The sequence below is a fragment of the Nocardia bovistercoris genome (assembly GCF_015674855.1).
GTDB lineage: Bacteria > Actinomycetota > Actinomycetes > Mycobacteriales > Mycobacteriaceae > Nocardia > Nocardia bovistercoris.
In genome coordinates this window covers 37,865-59,285 of the sequence record NZ_JADMLG010000024.1, presented here as the reverse complement: position 1 = coordinate 59,285, position 21,421 = coordinate 37,865, and the positions used below count along the sequence as shown (strand labels likewise).

General features: G+C 66.0%; 22 protein-coding genes. 14 read left to right on the top strand and 8 right to left on the bottom strand.

Annotated elements, in window-relative coordinates; genetic code table 11:
- Positions 1 to 259: 259 nt before the first annotated feature.
- The 5 genes from IT779_RS34615 to IT779_RS34595 all read right to left on the bottom strand — a co-directional run bounded on the left by IT779_RS34615 (position 260) and on the right by IT779_RS34595 (position 5,984).
- Complete coding sequence (locus tag IT779_RS34615) at positions 260 to 1,420, bottom strand: caspase family protein (RefSeq protein WP_196153699.1); 1,161 nt, start codon at positions 1,418 to 1,420, stop codon at positions 260 to 262.
- Positions 1,417 to 1,602: a hypothetical protein gene (locus tag IT779_RS34610; RefSeq protein WP_196153698.1), complete on the bottom strand. Its 186-nt coding sequence runs from the start codon at positions 1,600 to 1,602 to the stop codon at positions 1,417 to 1,419. Before IT779_RS34610 ends, IT779_RS34615 begins: the two co-directional genes overlap by 4 nt.
- Positions 1,603 to 1,849: 247 nt before the next feature.
- A complete protein-coding gene (locus IT779_RS34605) occupies positions 1,850 to 3,163 on the bottom strand; it encodes a hypothetical protein (RefSeq protein WP_196153697.1) in 1,314 nt (437 codons plus the stop codon).
- A 1,044-nt stretch (positions 3,164 to 4,207) separates the two neighbouring features.
- Entirely contained in the window at positions 4,208 to 5,641 is a 1,434-nt protein-coding gene (locus IT779_RS34600; protein WP_196153696.1) for a caspase family protein, read from the bottom strand.
- Entirely contained in the window at positions 5,616 to 5,984 is a 369-nt protein-coding gene (locus IT779_RS34595) for a hypothetical protein (protein ID WP_196153695.1), read from the bottom strand. The genes IT779_RS34600 and IT779_RS34595 overlap by 26 nt, the downstream gene beginning before the upstream one ends.
- A gap of 245 nt (positions 5,985 to 6,229) precedes the next feature.
- Here IT779_RS34595 and IT779_RS34590 point away from each other — a divergent pair, with 245 nt between their 5' ends.
- The 3 genes from IT779_RS34590 to IT779_RS34580 all read left to right on the top strand — a co-directional run bounded on the left by IT779_RS34590 (position 6,230) and on the right by IT779_RS34580 (position 7,896).
- Positions 6,230 to 6,715 carry a DUF2690 domain-containing protein gene (locus tag IT779_RS34590; RefSeq protein ID WP_196153694.1) on the top strand — a complete coding sequence of 162 codons (486 nt, stop codon included), beginning with the start codon at positions 6,230 to 6,232 and terminating at the stop codon, positions 6,713 to 6,715.
- 174 nt (positions 6,716 to 6,889) lie between these two features.
- Complete coding sequence (locus IT779_RS34585; RefSeq protein WP_232542373.1) at positions 6,890 to 7,360, top strand: DUF2690 domain-containing protein; 471 nt, start codon at positions 6,890 to 6,892, stop codon at positions 7,358 to 7,360.
- 359 nt (positions 7,361 to 7,719) lie between these two features.
- The gene (locus IT779_RS34580; protein ID WP_196153692.1) at positions 7,720 to 7,896 is read left to right on the top strand and encodes a hypothetical protein; all 177 of its coding nucleotides are present in this window, start codon (positions 7,720 to 7,722) and stop codon (positions 7,894 to 7,896) included.
- 11 nt (positions 7,897 to 7,907) lie between these two features.
- On the opposite strand, the gene IT779_RS34575 is transcribed toward IT779_RS34580, so the two are convergent.
- Positions 7,908 to 8,699, bottom strand: a complete 792-nt coding sequence (locus tag IT779_RS34575) for an alpha/beta hydrolase (RefSeq protein WP_196153691.1) — start codon at positions 8,697 to 8,699, stop codon at positions 7,908 to 7,910.
- Positions 8,700 to 9,046: 347 nt separating this feature from the next.
- Here IT779_RS34575 and IT779_RS34570 point away from each other — a divergent pair, with 347 nt between their 5' ends.
- The 7 genes from IT779_RS34570 to ligA all read left to right on the top strand — a co-directional run bounded on the left by IT779_RS34570 (position 9,047) and on the right by ligA (position 17,337).
- Positions 9,047 to 10,084, top strand: coding sequence for an asparaginase (locus IT779_RS34570; RefSeq protein ID WP_198429260.1), 1,038 nt, complete (start codon positions 9,047 to 9,049; stop codon positions 10,082 to 10,084).
- Positions 10,084 to 10,551, top strand: a complete 468-nt coding sequence (locus tag IT779_RS34565; protein WP_196153690.1) for a PPC domain-containing DNA-binding protein — start codon at positions 10,084 to 10,086, stop codon at positions 10,549 to 10,551. The genes IT779_RS34570 and IT779_RS34565 overlap by 1 nt, the downstream gene beginning before the upstream one ends.
- A 71-nt stretch (positions 10,552 to 10,622) precedes the next feature.
- Complete coding sequence (locus IT779_RS34560; RefSeq protein WP_196153689.1) at positions 10,623 to 10,820, top strand: hypothetical protein; 198 nt, start codon at positions 10,623 to 10,625, stop codon at positions 10,818 to 10,820.
- 69 nt (positions 10,821 to 10,889) lie between these two features.
- Positions 10,890 to 12,119, top strand: coding sequence for a cysteine desulfurase family protein (locus IT779_RS34555; RefSeq protein WP_196153688.1), 1,230 nt, complete (start codon positions 10,890 to 10,892; stop codon positions 12,117 to 12,119).
- Positions 12,119 to 13,237, top strand: coding sequence for a tRNA 2-thiouridine(34) synthase MnmA (mnmA, locus tag IT779_RS34550; RefSeq protein WP_196153687.1), 1,119 nt, complete (start codon positions 12,119 to 12,121; stop codon positions 13,235 to 13,237). Before IT779_RS34555 ends, mnmA begins: the two co-directional genes overlap by 1 nt.
- 452 nt (positions 13,238 to 13,689) lie before the next feature.
- Positions 13,690 to 14,706, top strand: coding sequence for a methionine synthase (locus tag IT779_RS34545; protein WP_196153743.1), 1,017 nt, complete (start codon positions 13,690 to 13,692; stop codon positions 14,704 to 14,706).
- Positions 14,707 to 15,216: 510 nt separating this feature from the next.
- A complete protein-coding gene (gene ligA / locus IT779_RS34540) occupies positions 15,217 to 17,337 on the top strand; it encodes an NAD-dependent DNA ligase LigA (protein ID WP_196153686.1) in 2,121 nt (706 codons plus the stop codon).
- 46 nt (positions 17,338 to 17,383) lie between these two features.
- Here the strand turns inward: ligA and IT779_RS34535 are convergent, their stop codons facing one another.
- Positions 17,384 to 17,737, bottom strand: a complete 354-nt coding sequence (locus IT779_RS34535) for a hypothetical protein (RefSeq protein WP_196153685.1) — start codon at positions 17,735 to 17,737, stop codon at positions 17,384 to 17,386.
- A 185-nt stretch (positions 17,738 to 17,922) separates the two neighbouring features.
- Here IT779_RS34535 and IT779_RS34530 point away from each other — a divergent pair, with 185 nt between their 5' ends.
- From IT779_RS34530 to IT779_RS34520, 3 genes are all read left to right on the top strand, one after another.
- The gene (locus IT779_RS34530; protein WP_196153684.1) at positions 17,923 to 19,155 is read left to right on the top strand and encodes an AAA family ATPase; all 1,233 of its coding nucleotides are present in this window, start codon (positions 17,923 to 17,925) and stop codon (positions 19,153 to 19,155) included.
- 51 nt (positions 19,156 to 19,206) lie between these two features.
- A complete protein-coding gene (locus IT779_RS34525; RefSeq protein ID WP_196153683.1) occupies positions 19,207 to 19,569 on the top strand; it encodes a hypothetical protein in 363 nt (120 codons plus the stop codon).
- A 65-nt stretch (positions 19,570 to 19,634) separates the two neighbouring features.
- On the top strand, positions 19,635 to 20,147 hold the full coding sequence (locus tag IT779_RS34520; RefSeq protein ID WP_196153682.1) for a GNAT family N-acetyltransferase: 513 nt from the start codon (positions 19,635 to 19,637) through the stop codon (positions 20,145 to 20,147).
- Between the two features lie 5 nt (positions 20,148 to 20,152).
- On the opposite strand, the gene IT779_RS34515 is transcribed toward IT779_RS34520, so the two are convergent.
- Complete coding sequence (locus IT779_RS34515) at positions 20,153 to 20,803, bottom strand: ACT domain-containing protein (RefSeq protein ID WP_196153681.1); 651 nt, start codon at positions 20,801 to 20,803, stop codon at positions 20,153 to 20,155.
- Between the two features lie 296 nt (positions 20,804 to 21,099).
- Between IT779_RS34515 and gatC the strand changes: the two genes are divergently transcribed.
- Positions 21,100 to 21,399, top strand: coding sequence for an Asp-tRNA(Asn)/Glu-tRNA(Gln) amidotransferase subunit GatC (gene gatC, locus IT779_RS34510; RefSeq protein ID WP_196153742.1), 300 nt, complete (start codon positions 21,100 to 21,102; stop codon positions 21,397 to 21,399).
- Positions 21,400 to 21,421 lie beyond the last annotated feature (22 nt).

The following is a 21,421-nucleotide window of genomic DNA, read 5'->3' as shown; positions in this document are numbered from 1 at the left end:
GATCCTCACCAAGGCGGCGGTTTCCCTGCTTGGGACGGGTGTCCGGGTACCGGTATCGAGCTGGCGTACCGGTCCCTCCCTGACCACCTGCGGCGACTGTTCACCGGGCAGCCCCGGACCGGCCCGGCCAAGGCCACGGCCGCGTGCAGAGCCTGGGCTGCGGTCTCTGGGTTGGGATGCAGCGACAGGTGTACGACCTCACCGGCGGAGTCGATGACCACTCAGCAGTCACAGGCTCCCAGCCCCACCGTTCAGCAGGTCAGAAAACGATGAACGGGGTTGTGGTTGTACTCAGCGGCACAGGAAAGACCGGTGGATCGGGTGCGGGATCCGACGTCGTGGTCAGACGCGTCTCTGCCGGCGTAATCGTGGTGGGTGCGTCTTTGTGGGTGTCGGTGCTGAATGGGAAGCCAAACGACATGATGAGCACCAAGACGATGGGCAATATCGCGATGGCTCCCACCACGCCCACTCGGAGCAAGTTCCTTCGTGCCTTGACCGGTTCGTCCCAGTAATTGCCCGGTGGGAGAGACGTGGTGAAGGTGGGTGGTTCGATAAGGGGCAGATGTGATGCTTCGAACTGTGTAGTCAGGGTGTTCGGTGCGATCACGGAAGGGTGAAGGGTTCGTTGGGGTGGGTGCCGATCTGCTCTTCGCGGCGTCGACGGCCTTCCGCGTTCATCGACGCTTCGAGATGACGGACTGTGAGGGAAGAGGACGACTCGACCGGCGGTGTCGACGGCGCGCCGTTGAGGCTGGGGGTGTCCGTGACGGCGCAGGTGTTGTCGGGTGTGGGTGTAGAGGTCATCGAGAACAAGACCGGGTGTGGATGTGGCGGCCGCGAGCAGAGCGCCGGTGAAGGCGGTATTGCGGTGTCCCGGTGGGGCGTAGGAGGTTTCGTTTCTGGCGGAACTGGTGATGGTGTAGGTGCCTGCGATGTCGGCTTGGCCGAGGATGGCATCCGGTCCATCGCTGAGGGCGTCGAACGCCCGGCCGGAAAAACAGCAGTCCAGGATCAGGATGCGTGTGGTGGCGGGGCTGTCGAGAATCGACTCGCGCAATGTCGTGAACGGTAACGCGGTGTAGCCGGCGCGGTCGGGATGAGTGCCGGTCAGAGTGAGGTGCAGGCGACCGCGGCGATCGAGTAGCCCGTGGCCGGTGTAGTACACCAACAACATATCGCCGGCCTGCTCGGCAGACCTCTCGACCAGATCACCAACCTCGGCACTGCCCGCAGGATCGAGCACGGTCCAGCAGTTCTCAGTGCGCACGACACCCCCCTCGCCGGTCAACAGCCAGTTCAGGTCGATGAGATTGCGGGCGGCAGCGGGAATGGGAGGCAACCGGTCGGAGTGATCGTAGGCACCGACACCGATCAGTACCGCACGCGAGCGCTCGGGGTGCGGTCTGCCCGCATTCACCGCGGCCGGTCGATCGAGCCGGCCGAAGTATGGATCCAGTCCAGCATCGTATCGACATTGAAGCGTCTAACGGTTTCGCGGATCGAGGCGGGATCCCATCGGACACAGTCGCGTGATCGATCCGGTAGCTGCTCGGCGCTTTCATCAATGTGGATCAGCCGGTGCACGACGGGATCCGGCATACCGAACTCCCCTCCCATCCCACTACGTGAACAAGCAGAATAACGGGTCAAGGCGCTCGTGACAGCAAGAGCACCCCAGCTGAGAGCCACTGAGTTGCAGTCTCGAATCCAAGGATTCGAGACTGCGAGTGAATGCGCTGCATATGGCGCGCACTCTGCATGCGACAGAACGGGGCACCCGCGTTGACCGGTGTGCGCCGCTGTGTCCCGCTCTGCGCACGACGGCGGTTGGCATCGGCGGAGGGGCTCAGGGCAAGTGCATCAGGTCTGTCGGGATGACCGCGACACCTGGGTGATATGAGGGAAGGAACAGCAGATGCACCGCGTTGTTTTCGGTGCCGTCCGCGGCGAGGATCCAAAGCGCGACGTCGATCTCGCCCAGTGGCGCGCCGAGGTCGTGCAGAAAGGTATCGGACCATTGCTCGAACGTGCCGGGTAGTCGGCTCAGGATACGGTCGGGCGCTGTTTCGGGCACGATGCTCACCGCGATGAAGACGTCCTTGAATTGCCTGGCTGTCTTGTCACTTGCGTTGGCTACGAACGACATCGCCGGTTCGTCCTCGAGGAAGGTCCAACCGGGTCGGTGAGCCAGCTCGGGGCTGGTGCGTTCGACTTTTTCCAGGTGCCAGGGGATGCGGGTTCGTACCCAGGGGTTGGCTTCGTTCCGGTCGGATTTCCATACCACGGCTACCACCGACGGACCCCGCCCCACATCTATGATGTAGGCCGACGTGCGTTCCAGCGCGGCGGGAGCCAACTGCGCTTCGTCCGCGAGCCTGGCCACTGTACTGTTCGCCCCCGCGACGGTCGCACGTTGTCCGGTGCTCGTCGTGACAGCGGAGGCCGGTACCCCGGTGGCATCGACGCTCGCGCGCAGACCTACCGCGTGCAGCAACCACCAGGACTCCTGGTGGTCGGGGTAAGCCCCGCTACAGACCATGACGAATCGTTCCACGTCGGCGGGCGGGCGAGGCGGATGCACCCCGTACATGCTCGCGTGGCCGTACACCGCGAATATGCCCTCGGTCCTTTTCGCGATCCGGAAGGACCGCTCTTCGCCGCTCACACCTGTCAGGTTCAACTGGATCCGCGGGGGCCGTTGTTTGGGTGCCATCTCGGCGAATATGCCGTGGCTGTAGAAGCCCTCGGAGGCGTTGTCGGCCAGAATCTTCTCGATCAGCCACTCGAGGCCCTTGGGGTCGAGGTCCAGCACTCGCTCGGCGCCCCAGACCTGTGCGACGGTCAGGAAATCCTGTTCGATGTCATCGGAGGCGGCGACATCGAACACCTCCGCCACTCCCACAAGGCCGGTGGCCTTCTCACGGCTGTCCTGAAAGCGGCTTGCGGGCTCGCTCGCGCGGGCGCGCCCAGGCTCGGGCGGCGGCTCCGGCGGCGGCCCGATCTTCGGGCGGGCGTGCCGAGGCTCGGGCGGCGGCCCGAGGGCACGAGGACGCTTACGTCCGAATCGGAATGCCATGCTTCCCCCTAAGATGCGCGGATGGCGGCTAATCCTCTGCGACAAAACATAATTCGCGAACCACCCGTGAACAGCCCAGGCCAACCGTAGCAGGCACAGACAACACCGACCAGCTGATCGAGTGCTGAATCCGGGCCGCCAATTTTTGTCTGTACTCCGATGTTCCGCGGGGAACTGTCCGCCGTCGATCGGAACCCGCTCGCACGCGAACGGGCCGTGATCCGGATCGACCCACGCCACCCGGGAGTTACGGTCGACAATCTCTGACCCGACCCCCACAACATCCCACCCGAGCGCGGTGCTCGGCAGTTCCGAACGAATCGGGAAAGAACCCTTGACCGTCCCGGCTTCGCCTCGGGGTGGCCATCTGGTCGAGCGGGCGAGAAGATCGCCAGGCTGAGCGCTTTTCGGTCTCGCGGCCCGTTCGAGCGGTGCGCAGTGTGGGTGGAATCGGCGGAAACGAACAAGGTCCACAGACGCGGCGCGGATTACCATAGCCGTTGATACGTAACGAAAGTCGGGGAGGACGTCTGTGGGTCTGTTCGGACGTAGAAAGAATCAGCCTGTTCGACCTCCACAGTCGGGGTCGGGCCCCACGCAGCTCAGGTCGGGGCCACCGGTCCCGCAACCGCCGCTGCCACAGCATCCGGTGTGCGGGCTGCGAGCGGGAATGGCGAAGGCCGATGTACTCGCCCGAATCGGGCCACCGGATGCCGCGACCACTCGAGGGCAGGTGTTGGCGGGGTATGTCCAGATCGCCGGGTCCGGCCGCAGGAGCAGAGCGCAGGATTCGACCGAGTACTGGTTGTTCAGAGGCGGAGAGGGCGCGCCCGTTGGGTGCGAATTCGAGGTCGTTGTCAGCGCCGGGCTGCTCGCCGAGTTGCGTGTGAGACAGAACGCGCCGGGAGGCACGGGGTCCTCGGTGGTTATTTGGATCGATGCCAGTGGTGTGCGGGCGGTATCGCCGTACTGGGAGGCGTTGGGTGTGCGGCAAGCAGACTGGTGATGACCCCCGCGCGACTGTTTCCGGATAGATAGATCACCTCAGCTGGCCCAGCGTCGAGGCCGTACCAGGCTTCCCATCTTTCGGGTGGGCATCCCGTCAGGGCGAGCGGTGAGTTGGACCGATCAGCCGCATAATTCGACGGGTGATGGCGATCCTCGCCCGTCGATGACAACGTTTCCTATTGCACAGACCGACCCGCGGGTGCCTCGGTCGACCATGTGGGTCCGCGTGAAGCCGACGTTTGGCTTGACCGAGCTTTGGGCATCCGGTCCTGTGGGGTCGTGGCTCTTTGGATATACCCTGGCTTCGATCATCTCGGGCAGGCCGGGAGTGCGGCGCCAGGTGATCTGGGCCCAGGCGGTGTTGCAGTGTGCGGACCATACGATTTCCAATAGGAAGTCCGGATTTTCTGCTGTAGCCCGCAAGACTTGCGCGTCGGTGGCGCACCCGCGATCGGAGGAATCGGCTCCGATCAGGGAGGTGTCGAATCCCGCCGAGGTAGTAGGCCAATCGATAACGATGCGAGCGCCGCCCAGGATCACTCCGCCCGCTACGACGACCACACCGAGTATCGCCGGGAGTCGCCATCTCCGGTTACGCGGGGTATTCGCTTCCGACACGGCAGGTGGTTTCCGCAGCACGGTCGGCGGCTTTTGCGGCGCGGCAGTATTGCTCAGGACGATGGGCTCCGCCTCGGCGAGATATTTCGTGTACCAGTCGTACTGTGAGGACTGAAGGTTCGGGAAGATATCGAGGTCGGCCAGGTCGCAGTCTGATTGCTCTGGACTATGGACCTCGGGAGTCGGTAATTCTGCTGGCCGGAGCAGGTCTTTGGCGTTGTTGCACACCTGCCGCAGACTCAGTCGCTTCGTGTCCCCGGCGATGCCGCTCCAAAGCACGGTCAATACGGCATTGCCGAACAGGGTGTATCGCCCGTGCTCATCGAACTGTGCCGCATCGTCCCTACTCGCCGCGCACAGCACGGAAACACCGGCGGACAATGGGTCGTGATCCAGGATCTGCTGGACCTTGACCCCCTCCAGCATTGCCGGGTCGCTCATGAAACTTGCGACCGCCGCTCCAGCGAAACAGCTGTCGAGCACGACAATGCGAGAACTGCGGCACACCACATCTTCGAGCAGTTCGGCGATTGCAGCAACCGAAATGTACGACGGCAAGGTTTGCAGATGACCACGTGCCCGAAGCAGGACGATATACTCGCTTTTCTTGCCGGTAAATGTTCCGTGTCCGATGTATAGGAAAAGAACGAGTAGGCCCTGGCCGTTATCGCAGCGGAGTGCTTCTGCGCGCTTGCGAAGGAAATCTGCGATTGTTGTCAGCTGTGCATCGGCCAGTTCCTCGGAGTCGAAGAGGTCTAGCAGGTTCTCACTGCGGATTCCTAGCCCGTCACCGAAATAATCGCACCACCCTCGTGCTGTAATTGCGAACGCAGTCGACGCTCTGAAGGGGCCTACCGGCCAGTTGCTCGCACCGCAGACAATAGCGACTGCGTGCCGGTAGCTTTTTGCTTCAGTTTCCGTCTTGCTGACCGTCAAGGATATTCCGCATCAACTGCTCCTGTTCTTTCGACATCGGTCCCTTCTGGTCCCAGGTGTACTCCTCGCCATTCGCGCTCTTCCGGGTCACTTTGATGGTCGCGGAATAGCGCAACTTCAACCACGCGGAGACCTCGCGGACGAGCAACCCGGCCACCGGTGAGCCAAGGGTGAGCGCGATGATTGTTCCCGCATCCTGATGGGTCTCGTCCAACTGCCGCCTATCGGGATCCGTGCCGTCGACTCGCGATCTGATCCGCTTGGCGAGTTCATCGGTCCACACATCCGCGACGCGTGCAGTATCGGCGACTACCTCGATTTCGACAGTCAATTTTTCGGTCACCACCGCATCGTACACACGCGTGCGTTGACAACCATCCGCCATTGTAAACCAACTGGAAGGTATTTCAACTGGAAAAATAGCAGAGGCAACGACTTTGCGAATGAATTAATCGGTTTGCTAGCCACTGCCCGCGTCGGGTAGCTTTCCATTGATTCCCTGCGGGGCGCAGCGTAAACATCTGCTAGCCGATTTGTGGACCCCGCACGTCACGACTGAAACGACGCCATGCAGAGGAGAGCAGGTATATGTCCGTGACTCGACACTGGAAATGGGCCGTGGTTACGCTGGCCTTGCTCATCGTCACGAACGCCGTTACGGCCGTAACAGCGGGGTGGATTGTGCGCGATGACGCGCAAGCCGCGGCGCCGACGATCGTAACCGGCGGCGATCCCCTCAACACGGAGTGCATGAAGGACGTTGTCACCGCCAACAGTGTTGTCGCCGCGGGGGGTGCCTTCGAGCTGAAGATCCTCTACTCGACGAGGTGCAACGCCGCTTGGGCGAAGGTGACTCGCACAGACCACGCCGGGTTCGGGAACCGGATCACCGTCACGATCTTCCGGCGCTCGGAACCACAGGGGGAGAGTCGACAGTTCGCTGACGAGCACGATGTCGATTCGGCGTACACCATGGTCATCGTTCGGCAGGATCCAACCGATCGTTTGTGCGCGACCGGTTCGGCGACCAACGGTTCGACTGAGGTCACGGTCGAGCCGCCGATCTGTTTGTAGCGTCGCTCAAGCCTGTCCGCAAACTGGATGCCCGACGTCTCCTGACGATCTGCGTCCCGCTGTATCCAAACCAGATCGCAGAACACAATACGGCATGAAATTTAGCGTTGCTAGCCAAGCAATTCGGTTGGGCCTTGCCCCGTGCGCCGAATCCGTTAGAGGGGAATGAACGCGATGATCCGTAAGACTATCGCTGTCGCATCGACACTGGTGGCCATGGCGATGGTCGGCCCGGCCTTCGCTCATGCGTACGAGCAGGGTGGCGACGGCAACGCTGCTGATTGCAAAGACGCGTACGTGGTCGCATCGAGACCGATCACAGGTGAGCGTGGCCCCACCAAAGGCAACGTGATCGGATACCTTGAGCTTCGATGGTCCTGGCAATGCCATGCCAACTGGGCGCGAGTTGTCCTCTTCGGCGGACTGTACTCGTCCTCGGTCACAGTGCGTCAAGAAATCACGGTGGCCGGTCGTACCGCGATATCGGAAGATGGGGGAATTTACACCGGCGAGAACGGGACATCCGCATGGACCCGTTACGTGCGACCGGAGAACCCTGAAAGCGCCGCATGCGTGCAGGCGTCGGTCTCATCCGACTTCGGAACACTGAACTTCCACACCGTCGGAACACATTTCTGCGTATAAGAAGGTCAGATTCGGCCCGGTCCCGCATCGTCTGCCTAGATTTTCGCCGGGGCTGTGGGGTCGGGGTTGGGTTTTTGTTGCTGATCAGCGACTGGCGGGCAGGATAGCGAACCGTCAGCTGATCCGGGCGTACCAGCTGACAGTCACGCGTTTGACCGCGTTCTTCATGGTGTTCTTCTTCATCGACGAACCCCCGGGTGGTCAAGTCCTCTCGACCTACGTTATGACGGAACTGCTGATACGAGTCGGTCACAGACGTAGGCACCGTGGACCAGCCGCGTTCTGTCCCCGACCACACACCCGTACCCGAGCCGGGCGCGGTCCTCCATCACGGTCTCCACACCGAGCATCGTGCCCTCGTGGATCACCACCTGATTGAACAGCACGCTTCGATCACCGATCACCACGGGATCACCGCCGACTCGGTGCCCCTGCTGCGCGTCCTGAATCCGAGCCTCTCTGGGAAACCCCAGAACGCAGAATTCACCGACGACCACATCGTCACCGAGGCTGACGGGTCCGTACAGATCCGATAGATCCGCCGGACTCATGGCTTCGTGGTCGGTGCATCGATCAGCCAGGCGACTGTCGCCTCGATCGCCTCGGCTTCACGGTCGGGGGAGTCGAACCCGTGGTCGGAACCGGTCACGGTGTGTAGCTGGGTCGCCGGACGGGTCCTCGCTGCCTCGGCCGCTATCTCGTAGGAGACCGCGGTGTCTCGATCACCGTGCACGATCAGGGTCGGGACGGTGCTGTTCTGGAACGCGTCCAGCGGGTCGTAGTTCTCGAATTCGTGGAAAAGCACTCGCCCGAGCTCGAATTCCTCGTCCACTCGAAGGAATCCGCTGTCGCGCAGCCTCTTCTGCTGGCTCGCGCCGAAGTTGGCTACACCCCAGGACAGTTCGGGCTCCAGGAAGGTGCGGCGTAGGTCGAGGACCGGATTCCACAGAACGAGTCGATGGAGATCTTCGGTGAGCCATGACAGAGTCGACAGGGTCGATACGGCTCCGAAGCTGGCCGCCACGATCGACATCGGTCCGGGGTACCGGTCGTGAGTGAACGTGACAGCGGCTTCCAGGTCGAGGCATTCACCGGCTACGGTCACCCCTCGCTGGGTGCCCTCGCTGCCGCCGTGTCCACGGAAGGAGAAGCGCACCACGTCGAAGCCCGACTCGGCCAGCCGCTCGGCCAAACGCACGAACATCCCACCGCCCTCGTCCAGATCGACCGTGATTCCGTGCACCAACAACACCGGCCCACGTGCGGATTCGAATGATGTCGGGTGAAGTGCGATGTCGAGCCGCAGGCCGTCTCCAGAGATCAACTCGATGCCGTGCACCGAACAACTCCTCGCTCGAATCCAGCAATTCGCATACCGAGTCCCCAGCCTAGCGACCCTCCGATTCCGAAGTGGTGAAAACATCACACGCCAGCGATACCGGTCCTTACGACACCGCTCGGCGTGGGTGCCGACACCAGCGGCGAAAACTACTCACGCACTACGATATTCGACACCGCCGAGCGATACGCGCACTTGGCGTCGCTGCTCGACGGCAGCCGGCTTCGTCGACTGCGGCGCCACCGGTCTCACCAAACCGAGGAGTCGTCTGCTGTCGCTGGCCGGGCTCGACCGCGCCTGCCGATTCCTGGCCGAGGGCCGCCACCATCCTCGCTAGGCTGCGAGGGGTGCCCATCGCCCGAATACCGCGCCGTGTCACCGTTTTCGCTCTCGGCGGCACCATCGCCATGTCCGGCGACCAGACTCGCGGAGTCACCCCGAGCCTGAGCGCCGAACAACTCCTCGCCGCCGTGCCCGGACTCGCCGACAGCGCGATCACCCTCGAGGTCGTCGACTTCCGGCAACTGCCCGGAGCGTCGCTGACCATCCCCGACATCACCGCACTCGCCGCGGCGATCGGTGACCAACCCGCCGACATCGACGGCACCGTGGTCACCCAAGGCACCGACACCATCGAGGAAACCGCCTACCTCCTCGACCTACTGCACCCCGGCCCGGCCCCGATCGTGGTCACCGGAGCCATGCGCAACCCCACCCTCGCCGGCGCCGACGGCCCCGCCAACCTCCTGGCCGCCATCCGCACCGCCGCCGACCCGCAGGCTCGGGGACACGGTTGTCTGGTGGTGTTCAACGACGAGATCCACGCCGCTCGCCGCGTCCGCAAAACCCATACCACCAGCACCGCCACCTTCCGATCACTCACCGGCGGACCCTTGGGCTACCTTGTGGAACACACGCCCCGATTCCTCGGCACTCCTCTCCAACGCCACACCGTTCCCACCGGACCCGGCAGGAATCCACGCGTCGCGTTGGTACCCGTCGTTCTGGGCGACGACGGCGCTGTTCTGGAGGCTGTCGCCGATCGGGTCGACGGGATCGTGTTGGCCGCGATGGGAGCAGGCCACGTCCCCGCCGTCCTGGTACCCGCCCTGGCAGCTCTCGCCGCGCGTGTTCCCGTGGTGCTGGCCTCCCGCGTCGGGGCCGGGCCGGTACTCGAATCCACCTATGGTTTCCCTGGTTCCGAACGCGACCTGCTCGCACGCGGGCTCGTCGGTGCCGGTGACCTGCACCCGTTCAAAGCCCGTCTCCTCCTGCACACCGTCCTCGCGGCAGGAGGCGACCGATCGACCGTGCGCCGAGCCTTCGCGGTCGCCGGTGGATACGCCCCGTCCCACACCTGGCCCTGGCCGATAGCGGAGCTCTGATGCGGTCCCACGAGATCGTCCTCGGCCGTAGTTTCGTGGTCGTGTTCGATCACGGCGACGACTTCTACACGGCCCTGGCCGAGTTCTGCCGCGACAACGAAGTGCGCGCCGGTTTCATCCCGTCGTTCGTCGCCGGGTTCGGCGAGGTCGATCTGGTCGGCACCTGTGAACGACTCGACAACCCCGACGCGCCGGTCTGGTCGAAAGTGCAGCTACGCAATGTGGAAGCCTTCGGCGGCGGCACTCTCGCCTACGATCCCGGCCGCGGCGAGGTCACGCCACACATCCACGTCGCGGTCGGCCTCAAGGAACAATCGGCGACCGGGTACACCAGCCATCTACTCGGTGCCCGCGTGCAGTTCCTCACCGAGATGATCGTCACCGAGATCGCCGCGCCCGATCTGTTGCGGACACCGCAGTCCGACTTGTTCGACGTACCGCTGTTGCGGTTCGGCCTCCCTCGTTGACAGTGTGTCGGTCGGCCGGTGCCCGAGATGCGCTGCGTTCCACTCGCTAGGTCACCTGCACGGGGTCGCTGTTGGCCACCAGTGCCTACAGCATCGCCGACGTCATCCGGCGGATGCGGCACAAGAACAACACCACCGCGCTCGACATCTACACCCACCTGCTCGACGTCCCACGGGCCGGGGCCTCGACGTTGGGAGAAGTGCTGGCACGAGGGTTGCGGGAATACCGGCGCGAGCGGATCGGGTTGCATCTCGTGGAGAATTCGTAGAAATTTCGTAACCAGCGGGGGGATACCCCGAAGATGCGCAGGTCAACGGTGGGATAGGCTTTATACGTCATGAAGTCGGCTTTTTCGGGTTCGGTCACCGGTGGTGCGCCCCAGACGGTCTACCTCGATCATGCGGCCACCACTCCGATGCTCGGTGCCGCCCTCGAGGCGATGACGGCTGCGTTCGCGCGGCCGGGTAACGCGTCTTCGCTGCACGGGTCGGGGCGGGCGGCGCGGCGGGCGTTGGAGGAGGCGCGTGAGTCGATCGCGGCTGATCTGGGGGCGCGGCCTTCGGAGGTGATTTTCACCTCGGGGGGGACCGAGAGTGACAATTTGGCGGTCAAGGGGATTTTCTGGGCTCGGCGGGATGCCGAGCCGCAGCGGGTCAGGATCGTAGCCAGTGCGGTCGAGCATCACGCGGTGATCGATGCGGTCGAGTGGCTCGAGCGGCACGAGGGGGCTCGGGTCAGTTGGCTGCCGGTGGATGCCGAGGGGGTTGTGTCGCCGCGCGCGTTGCGGGCGGTGTTGGCCGAGTTCGCCGACGAGGTGGCGTTGGTCACCGTGATGTGGGCGAACAACGAGGTCGGGGCTGTGCAGCCGATCGGTGAGTTGTCGGCGGTGGCACGGGAATTCGGGGTGCCGATGCACAGTGACGCCGTTCAGGCGGTCACGCAGGTGCCTGTCGATTTCGCCGAGAGCGGGTTGTCGGCCGTCAGTGCGACCGGGCACAAGATCGGCGGTCCGCACGGGTTCGGGGTGTTGTTGCTCGGCAGGCAGGTGCCGTGTGTGCCGCTGATGCACGGCGGCGGGCACGAGCGTGACCTGCGTTCGGGCACCTCCGATATCGCGGGGGCGGTCGGGTTCGCGGCGGCGCTGCGGCAAGGTGTCGCGGAGATGGCGGCGCGCGGGGCCGAGTCGAGTGCGTTGCGGGACGAGTTGATCGCGCGGATCGCGGAGACGGTTCCGGACGCGATCCTCAACGGCCCGCTCGGCGCGCGACGGCTGCCGGGCAACGCGCACTTCACTTTTCCCGGCTGCGAAGGTGATTCGCTGTTGATGCTGCTCGACGCGGCCGGGATCGAATGTTCGACCGGTTCGGCCTGCACGGCCGGGGTCGCCTCGCCGAGTCATGTGCTGATAGCCATGGGTGTCGAGCCGTGGCAGGCGCGGGGTTCGCTGCGCTTCTCTCTCGGGCATACCTCGACCGTCGCCGACGTCGATGCCCTCACGACCGTTCTGCCGCAGGTGGTGGAACGCGCCAGGGCCGCGGGCCTGGCCGGAGCGAAAGGTGGTGTGTGATGCGTGTTCTCGCGGCGATGAGCGGTGGCGTGGATTCGGCTGTCGCGGCGGCGCGCGCCGTCGATGCCGGGCACGATGTGGTCGGTGTGCATCTCGCGCTGTCGGCGACGCCGGGCACCCTGCGCACGGGTTCGCGCGGCTGCTGCTCCAAGGAGGACGCGGGCGATGCCAGGCGGGCCGCCGATGTGCTCGGTATCCCTTTCTACGTCTGGGATTTCGCCGAACGCTTCAAGGAGGACGTGATCGATGATTTCGTCGCCTCCTACGCCGCGGGCGAGACCCCGAACCCGTGCCTGCGCTGCAACGAGAAGATCAAGTTCTCGGCGCTGGCCGATCGTGCGGTCGCTCTCGGTTTCGACGCCGTGGTCACCGGTCATTACGCGCGCCTGGAAGACGGTGTGCTGCGTCGTGCGGTCGACGCCGACAAGGACCAGTCCTATGTGCTCGCCGTGCTCACCGCCGAACAGCTCGCTCGCGCGATGTTCCCCGTCGGTGACACACCGAAGCCGCGGATTCGCGCCGAAGCCGCCGAGCGGGGGCTCGCGGTCGCGAACAAGCCCGACAGTCACGACATCTGCTTCATTCCCTCCGGCGATACCAGGGCATTCCTCGGTGCGAAGATCGGTATCAGGCCGGGCGCCGTCGTCGACTCCGACGGTCGGGAACTGGCACGTCACGACGGTGTGCACGGGTTCACCGTCGGTCAGCGCAAAGGTCTCGGACTGCCGGGACCCGGCGCCGACGGCAAGCCGCGGTATGTGACCGCCATCGATCCCGAATCCGGCACCGTGCGCGTCGGGTCGGCCGAGGACCTGCGGGTGTGGACGGTGACCGCCGACCGTGCCGTCTGGACCTCCGGCCGGGCTCCCGAAGGCCCGATCGATTGTGTCGCGCAGGTGCGTGCGCACGGCGGCACCGCGCCTGCCGTGGCCGAAGCGGTTGGCGACGGCCTCGTCGTTCGGCTTCGTGAGCCGCTGACCGGGGTGGCGCGCGGTCAGGCCGTCGTGCTGTATCGGCCCGACGAGGTGGGCGACGAAGTCATGGGGAGTGGCACGATCAGCGGTGCGGGCGGTGTCGATGAGACGGTCGGAGAAGCTGCGGCGGAAGTGAACCGCTAGACCGTCCTGTCCGGATCTCGCCTGTCACCGGGAGTCCATCCTGGCGCTTGCCTGGCCTGTCGTTCCTGCTCGCCGAGCCGGTAGGCGATCTCGGCCGCTCGGAAGGCAGCCTGGTACTCGGGGTCGCGCGAGCTTCCGCGCTCCGGCGGCCGAATTCTCCTGGCCGATCTTTGGCGGTGTGGTGGTCATATCGCATCCAGCTCGAACAAATGCACGAACGAAAGTGTCATGCTGACGTGATATTGCCTGATCAGACTCGGTGTATCGAGGCGGTTCGCGGTGTGCCGCATTTGTTGGTGGGGATCGATAGAGTGCCGGTGGGTAGGATGCCGGACATCTGTTCGAGTGCGTGTTGACCTTGCCCGGAGGCGGATGTGGGTTTGTTGGACGGGTCGGCGAGGGACAGGGGTGTGGATGTGGTGAGTGGGAATGGGGAGAGTGCGGGGGCGTTGGTGCGGGGTGGGGTTGCTACGGGGGTCGGGTCGTGGCCCGGGAATGATCCGCGGGAGGCGGCGGCGACGGTGGTGGGGGAGTTCGCTGAATTGGCGCATCTGCCCGAGTTACCGGGACGGGGGGCCGGGGCGGATATGGTCGGGCGGGTTTCGGCGTTGTTGGTGGATCTGCGGTTCGATACGACGGTGCGGGGGTATCGCCTGGCCGCGCGGCCGGGGGCGTTGTCGCGGCGGGCGCGCGATCTGTTGCGGTCCGATCTCGACGCGCTCGAGGAGGTGTGGGAGACCTCGGGGTCGGCGGGGACCGAACGGGTGGTGAAGGTGCAGGCGTGTGGGCCGTTGACGTTGGCGGCGCAGGTCGAGTTGCCGGGTGGGCATCGGGTGCTCACCGATCACGGTGCGGTGCGCGATATTTCGGAATCCTTGGCCGAGGGGTTGAACCGGCATGTGGATGAGGTCGGGAAGCGGCTCGGGGCGCGGGTGGTGTTGCAGCTCGACGAGCCGTCGATCGATGAGGTGCTGCGGGGTTCGCTGCGCGGGGTGAGCGTGTTGGACACGGTGCGTGCCATGCCCGCGCCCGAAGCGCTCGCGGTGCTGGACGCGGTGATCACGGCCCAGTCGGCGCCGGTGCTCGTGCACACCTGTGCCGCGCCGCCCGCGCTGGAATTCCTGCGCGGCAGCGCCGCGGTGGGTATCGGCTTCGACATCACCACCATCGGGACCGGTGACCTCGATCATGTCGGTGAGATCGTCGACGCCGGAAAGCATCTGGTGCTCGGCTTGGTGCCGACGAGCGAACCCGCGGCGCCGCCCACCTGGCGCGATATCGCGGAACCCGGTGTGCGGCTGATCGATCGGCTCGGGTTCGCGCGTGCGACTCTCGCGCGTTCGGTGATCGTCGGGCCCTCGTGCGGTCTCGGCGCGGCGCCGTTGGCTTGGGCGCGCAAGGCGGTTTCGCTGTCCGTCGAGGTCGCCCGCGCTTACGCCGAGGAACCGGAATCGCTGAACTTCGATTGAGATCGGCGGGTGTGGCGGGCTGTGGCGCGCCGACTCCGAGGCGGCGGCCTGCCGAGCCTGACCACACGTTCGGTGTTTCGGCCGCGTGGTCGCCGTACCGGGCGTGAGGCTCAGGAAGGATTGCGGCGTTGCGTGGCGTCATTGCAAGTGGTCCGGGCGTTCTCTCGGTGGTTCGCTGCAAGAGGTATCGGACTTGCCGCGTCTTCGTGCTCCGGGAACAGCGGGTCCGGCGTCTTGCGGTCGACTCCCACGTGTGGCCCTGTCCAGACTGGTGGGTGACCCGTTCCCGACGGGTGAGGTGCGGTACTGCCGGGCACTTGCGGGGGTGTGCTCGCGGGCTGCTGGAGTGTGTAATGCGCACATCCGAAAGACGATGGCCTGACGGCGCTCTCCAGGGGAGAATTGTGACTTCCATCACTGCCCGTGCGGTGCCGAATTCCGCTGGTACGGACGTCGAATAGGGCGGCGACGTGCGGGAATGTGTCGGTGGCACCGGCTAGTGTTTTCGGTGTGAGCGAGAACGAGAGTGCGACGGTTCCGGCGCCCGCCGAAGAGCGCAAGCGGTGGCAGCAGCTCGCGGGCGAGGTCCGCGAGCATCAGTTCCGCTACTACGTGCGGGACGCCCCGATCATCTCCGACGGCGCGTTCGACGCGCTGCTGCGGCGGTTGCAGGAACTGGAGGAGCGGTTCCCGGATCTGCTCACGCCGGATTCACCGACCCAACTCGTCGGCGGTGGCTTCGCGACGGATTTCACGCCGGTGGACCATCTGGAGCGCATGCTCTCGCTCGACAATGTCTTCGATGTGGAGGAGTTGCGCGCGTGGGCGGGTCGTGTCGAGGCGGAGACCGGTACGAGTCCGCACTATGTGTGCGAGGTCAAGATCGATGGTGTCGCGCTCAACCTGGTGTATGAGAACGGCAGGTTGGTGCGGGCCGCGACCAGGGGCGACGGGCGCACCGGCGAGGATGTCACGCTCAATGCCCGCACCATCGAGGACATTCCCGGCGAACTCAGCGCCACCGCGGAGTTCCCGGTGCCCGCACTGCTCGAGGTGCGCGGTGAGGTGTACTTCCGGCTGGCGGATTTCGAGTCGTTGAACGCGGCGATCGTCGCGGAAGGCAAACCGCCGTACGCGAATCCGCGCAATACCGCGGCGGGTTCGCTGCGGCAGAAGGATCCGGCGGTGACGGCGCGGCGCAGGCTGCGCATGATCTGCCACGGTATCGGCAGGATCGAGGGGTACGCGCCCGCCACACAGCACGGGGCGTATCGGGCGCTGGCCGCGTGGGGTCTGCCGGTCTCCGCGCACACGCGGCTGGTGCACGGCATCGACGCGGTGATCGAGCGGGTGTCCTATTGGGGTGAGCACCGCCACGACATCGAGCACGAGATCGACGGCCAGGTGATCAAGGTCGACGAGATCGTGCTGCAACGCCGCCTCGGCTCCACCTCGCGGGCCCCGCGCTGGGCCATCGCTTACAAGTACCCGCCGGAGGAGGCGACGACCAAGCTGCTGAACATCGAGGTGAACGTCGGCCGCACTGGTCGTGTGACGCCGTTCGCGGTGATGGAGCCGGTGTCCATCGCGGGATCGACGGTGTCGATGGCGACCTTGCACAATGCCTCGGAGGTCGTCCGCAAGGGCGTGCTCATCGGCGATACGGTCACCATTCGCAAGGCGGGCGACGTGATTCCCGAGGTGCTCGGCCCCGTGGTCGACGCGCGCACCGGCGACGAGCGCCCGTTCGACATGCCGACGCACTGTCCGGTCTGCGGCACCGCGCTGGCTTTCGAGAAGGAGGGCGACGCGGATATCCGCTGCCCGAATCAACGGCACTGTCCGGCGCAGTTGCGTGAGCGCGTGTTCCACGTGGCCGGTCGCGGTGCCTTCGATATCGAGGCGCTCGGCTACGAGGGCGCGGACGACCTGCTGAAGTCCGGCGCCATCGCCGACGAGGGCGACTTGTTCGACCTGGACGAGACGCGTCTGCTGCGTACCACCTTGTACGCGAACAAGAACGGCGACCTGTCCGCGAATGGTCAACGGCTGCTGGAGAATCTGCGCACCGTCGTGGACCGCCCGCTGTGGCGGGTGCTGGTCGGCCTGTCCATCCGGCACGTCGGTCCCACCGCCGCGCGGGCGTTGGCGGCGGAGTTCGGGAGTATGGAGCGCATCGGCACCGCGACCGTCGAGGAACTGGCCGCGGCCGACGGCGTCGGCCCAACCATCGCCGCCGCCGTGGCCGAATGGTTCACCGTGGACTGGCATCGCGCCATCGTCGACAAGTGGCGGGCCGCGGGTGTGCGCATGGCGGACGAGCGCGACGAATCCGTCGAACGCAATCTGGCGGGTCTGTCGATCGTGGTCACCGGCTCCTTGCAGGGCTTCACCCGCGACGGCGCCAAGGAGGCCATCCTCGTGCGCGGCGGCAAAGCCTCGGGTTCGGTGTCGAAGAAGACGGCCTTCGTGGTGATCGGCGACGCTCCGGGGTCGAAGGCGGCCAAGGCCGAGGAACTCGGTGTCCCGATCCTGGACGAGGACGGCTTCCGCCTGCTGCTGGAACGTGGGCCCGAGGCGGTCGCTGTCCGCGTCGAGGAGGACGCCGCGCGTGTCGAGGACGAGTCGTGATGGCGCGCCTCGGGTCGAGCGGGCTTCGGGCCGTCGCAGACGGGGCTCAGGCGGGGGAGACCTGGATGGTGGCGTTCTCCTGGCCGTTCAGTTCCAGCTGGGTGCAGTATCCGCCGCCGTCGAGTTCGATGTGGCGTTTGTTGACGCGGCGCTTGCCTGTGGTGTCGATGACGACCTTGGTGCCCGAGGTGGTGCACACCCGGCTGGCCCACGGGGAGGAGTACGTGGCGGTGCCCGCGCCCTGGCAGATGTTGGTCGAGTTGTTGAAGAAGATCCGCGCGGTGCCGTCGGGGCACGGTGCGTCGGCGGCGGCCTGCGGGCCGAACACGAGTAGCGATCCGGCGGCAACCGCGACGGCGACGCCGCTTCGGATCACAAGACGACGCACAGTAGTTGCCATCGCGGCAGTTCCCATCACGCGAACCCTCATCAGTCGGATAACGCTCATCAGTCGGATAACGACGCGGCGAACGGCCGCGTTCAGGCATGCTAACGCCGATCGCGGGACTTGTCGCAGCGTGTCGACAGGCCGCGACACCGGGCCGATGTCGGAGCCGGGACCGGCGAACGGGAAGTATGGCGGACATGCTGCGCAGTTTCCAGGTGACCAATCACCGATCGCTGGCCGAAACCCAGGAGTTGCGGCTGACGCGAGGCGGCGGACCGATCCCGGTGCCGGTGACGGCGATCTACGGGGCGACGGCCTCGGGCAAGTCGAGTCTGATCGACGCGTTGGCGCGGATGCGGGACGCCGTCCTGCATTCGGTGACCGGCTGGGATCCCTACGCCGGACCCGCGCGCACCCCGCACCTCGGCCATCCCGACCGGCCGACGGAGTTCGTGGCGGGTTTCGTCGCCGAGGGCGTCCCCTACACCTACGGGTTCCGCCTCGACACCGTCGACGTGACCGCCGAATGGCTGCACACGCATCCGCGTTCGCGCAAGCGAATCATCTTCGAACGCAGGGGAACCGAGATCAAGATCGGTCCGCAGTTCGAGGCCGCGCGGTTCGGTGTCGCCGCGCTGGTTCCGCTGGTGCGACCCAACGCGCTGCTGCTGAGTCTGGCGGGGCAGATGTATGCCGAGGCGCTGGTGCCCGCGTACCGGTGGTTCTCCTCGGTGCTGGAGGTGCGCCGAGGCACGCCGGAGCCCGCGGAGGTCGCGCATCGGCTCGGCGCGTACCTGTCGCGTTCACCCGACGGCGCCGCGCGGTTGCTGGGCGAATTGCGGGCGGCGGGTCTCGGCATCACCGATGTGCTGGTCGCCGAGCCCGACCCGATGTATGCCGACTATTTGCGCGAATTGGACGCCGATATCGCCGGGACCGCGAAACAGGTCGATTTGTGCGCCACCTCGCCCGGCCACGCCGACCAGCTGGAGCGCGAACACGGTGTGACCGCACTGGTGTTGGCCCGCGAACTGACCACGCTGCGAGCCGCGCGCGACGCCCTGTACACGCGGATGGTGGCGCGTCGCGGGGTCGGGCTGAATCTCGTGCACGCGGGCATCGAGACGCCGTTCGACGTCACCGACGAGTCCGCGGCGGGCCTGTCGCTGCTCGGTCTGCTCCCGGATGTGCTCGACGCGCTCGACGAGGGCAAGGTGCTCGCGGTGGACGATATCGGCGCCCGCCTGCCCGCCGAACTCACCGCGGGGCTGATCGGCCTGTTCCGGGCGGCGGAGACGAATGTCCGTGGCGCTCAACTCATCTTCACCGGTGACGAGTGTGCCCTGGGCGGCGACGTGCGGCGGTCGGATGCCGCGCTGTGGCGGGTGCGGCGCACCGAGAACGGGACGAGCGAACTCGACGCGCTGTAGTCGAGACGCGGCGCCGCGGGCCTGACCACGCGCGGCCATACAGTTGGTGCCATGTTGGAAATCGCGATGCTGATCATGATGGTCACCACGCTGATCGCCATGGTTGTGCTGTATCTGCGCGGTCGCGGCGGTCGGTTCGGCGGCGGATTCGGGAGTTCGCGACCCATCGAGACGGGATCGCTGTCGGTGACCGGCGTGAGTCCGTGTCCCGACGCCGACGGGGAGCAGTATGTGACGATCACCGGCGAACTGTCCGGGCCTTCGGTGCCGAGCACCGTGGTCTACGGGCGTTTCGCGTGGGATGTGCGGCGCTGGCCCGCCATCGGCGACGACATCGCTGTGGTGTATCCGGTGGGGAAACCGGACCGCTGGCGCCTTGCGCATCCGGGTGCGCGCCCCGGTCTCGGCGGTTGAATCGGGTCTGTGACTTGTTTCTCAGCCGGTCCGCGGTCGGGTGGCCGGGTGGCAATATGCGGGCCATGGGTGACAGTGACGCCACGCCACAGATCCGCACCGCGCGTCCGGACGACCTCGACGCCGTTGGAGAACTGACGCTCGAAGTGTATGTGGGCGAAGGATATATCCGCAGGTCGAGCCCCTATGTCTCGGAACTGGGCGACGGTGCGCGCCGCGCCGCGCACGCGCAGATCCTGGTCGCCGAGCACGGGGGCGCGATCGTCGGATCGCTCACCGTCGCGCGGCCAGGCACCGTCTACGCCGACGTCGCGCGACCGGGTGAAATCGAATTCCGCATGCTCGCGGTGTCGAAGGCGGTGCGCGGACTCGGTGTGGGAACCGCGTTGGTGCGCAAGGTGATCGAGATCGGGGCGGCGGAGGGCTTCGCGGCCGTTGTGCTCACCACCATGCCCGCGATGGTGGACGCGCGCCGGATCTACGACCGCCTCGGATTCGTCGCGACCCCTGAACGCGATTGGCGCACCGACGCAGGCGACGCGCTGACCGTGATGCGCCTCGACCTGCCCGCCGCGTAGCGAGTTCAGCCGAGGACGCCCGCCACGATGCCCGCGAGGTAGCCGAGCCGGGCGACCTCCGACGGCCGGAAATCCGGGCCGCCCGGCCGACCGAGCAGCAGCACCTTGCCGCCGGCGCCGAGCGGGGCCGCGGCCAGTTTGGTGTCCATATCGCGCCAGATCTGCGGAACCCACTCGCCCTCGGGGTCGAGGATGGTCGGCTTGTCCAGCGGCATCCACGGCGCCGATCCGGCCTGGGTCTCCGGGGCGCTCTGACTGCCGACCACCCGGTAGGCGCCCTGCGGGCCGAGGTCGATGATCGTGCACCAGCCGACCCGCAGCACCCGTGGCACCCCGTCGACGAGGACCTGCATGCGGTCGTCGCGCGCGCCCGCGACCTGGTCGATGAGTTCGAGTTCGCGGTGGGTGTCCAGCACGCCCGAGTAGGGCCGGATGGAGTCCACGTGCACGTCGCCGAGCGATTCGGCGGCGGTGATGAGGGTGTCGGGCAGTGCGTTGGGCGGCACCTCGACGACGAGGTCGTCGACCGCGAAGCCCGCGCCGCGCTCCACCACGTCGAGGGAGAGGATGTCCGCGCCGACGGAGCCGAGTGCGAGCGCGAGGGCACCGAGGCTTCCAGGGCGATCCGGAAGTTGCACGCGGAGCAGATATGACACGCGCGATCCTTTCCTAAAGCCTGCCGAACCTGTGGCCGGCCGAGCGTGGTCGTCGGATACCCCGGTCCGGCAATACTTACACCCCGGAGGGCCTGTTATCGACTCGAACTGCGGCCAGTGAGCAACGCCACGCGGCAATTTCGCGTCATTGCGGCGTGTCGCTCTAGTTCGCCGGGTGTGTCGGCGTACCGCCGGTGTGGGGAAGGGGGTGTCCGACCGGGGGGCTAGGCTGTTCGATGGCCGAATTCTCCACACTCGGCACTTCCACCTCCGACCATGCCGAAAGGGGTCCCGCGGTGCCCGCCATCTCCCGCGACGAGGTCGCACACCTCGCCCGGCTGTCCCGGCTCGCGCTGTCCGACGCCGAACTCGATCAGTTCGCCGGACAGCTGGATTCGATCCTGAGCCACGTGCGGACCATCTCCGAGGTCGCCGCCGCCGATGTCCCGCCCACCTCGTCGCCGAATCCGGCCACGAACGTGACCCGATCCGACGAGGTGCGGCCGAGCCTCACCCCCGGCGAGGCGTTGTCGGGCGCGCCCGCCGTGGAAGAGCAGCGGTTCATGGTTCCGCAGATCCTGGGAGAGGGAGAATGAACACCGCCTTGTCGACGAACAC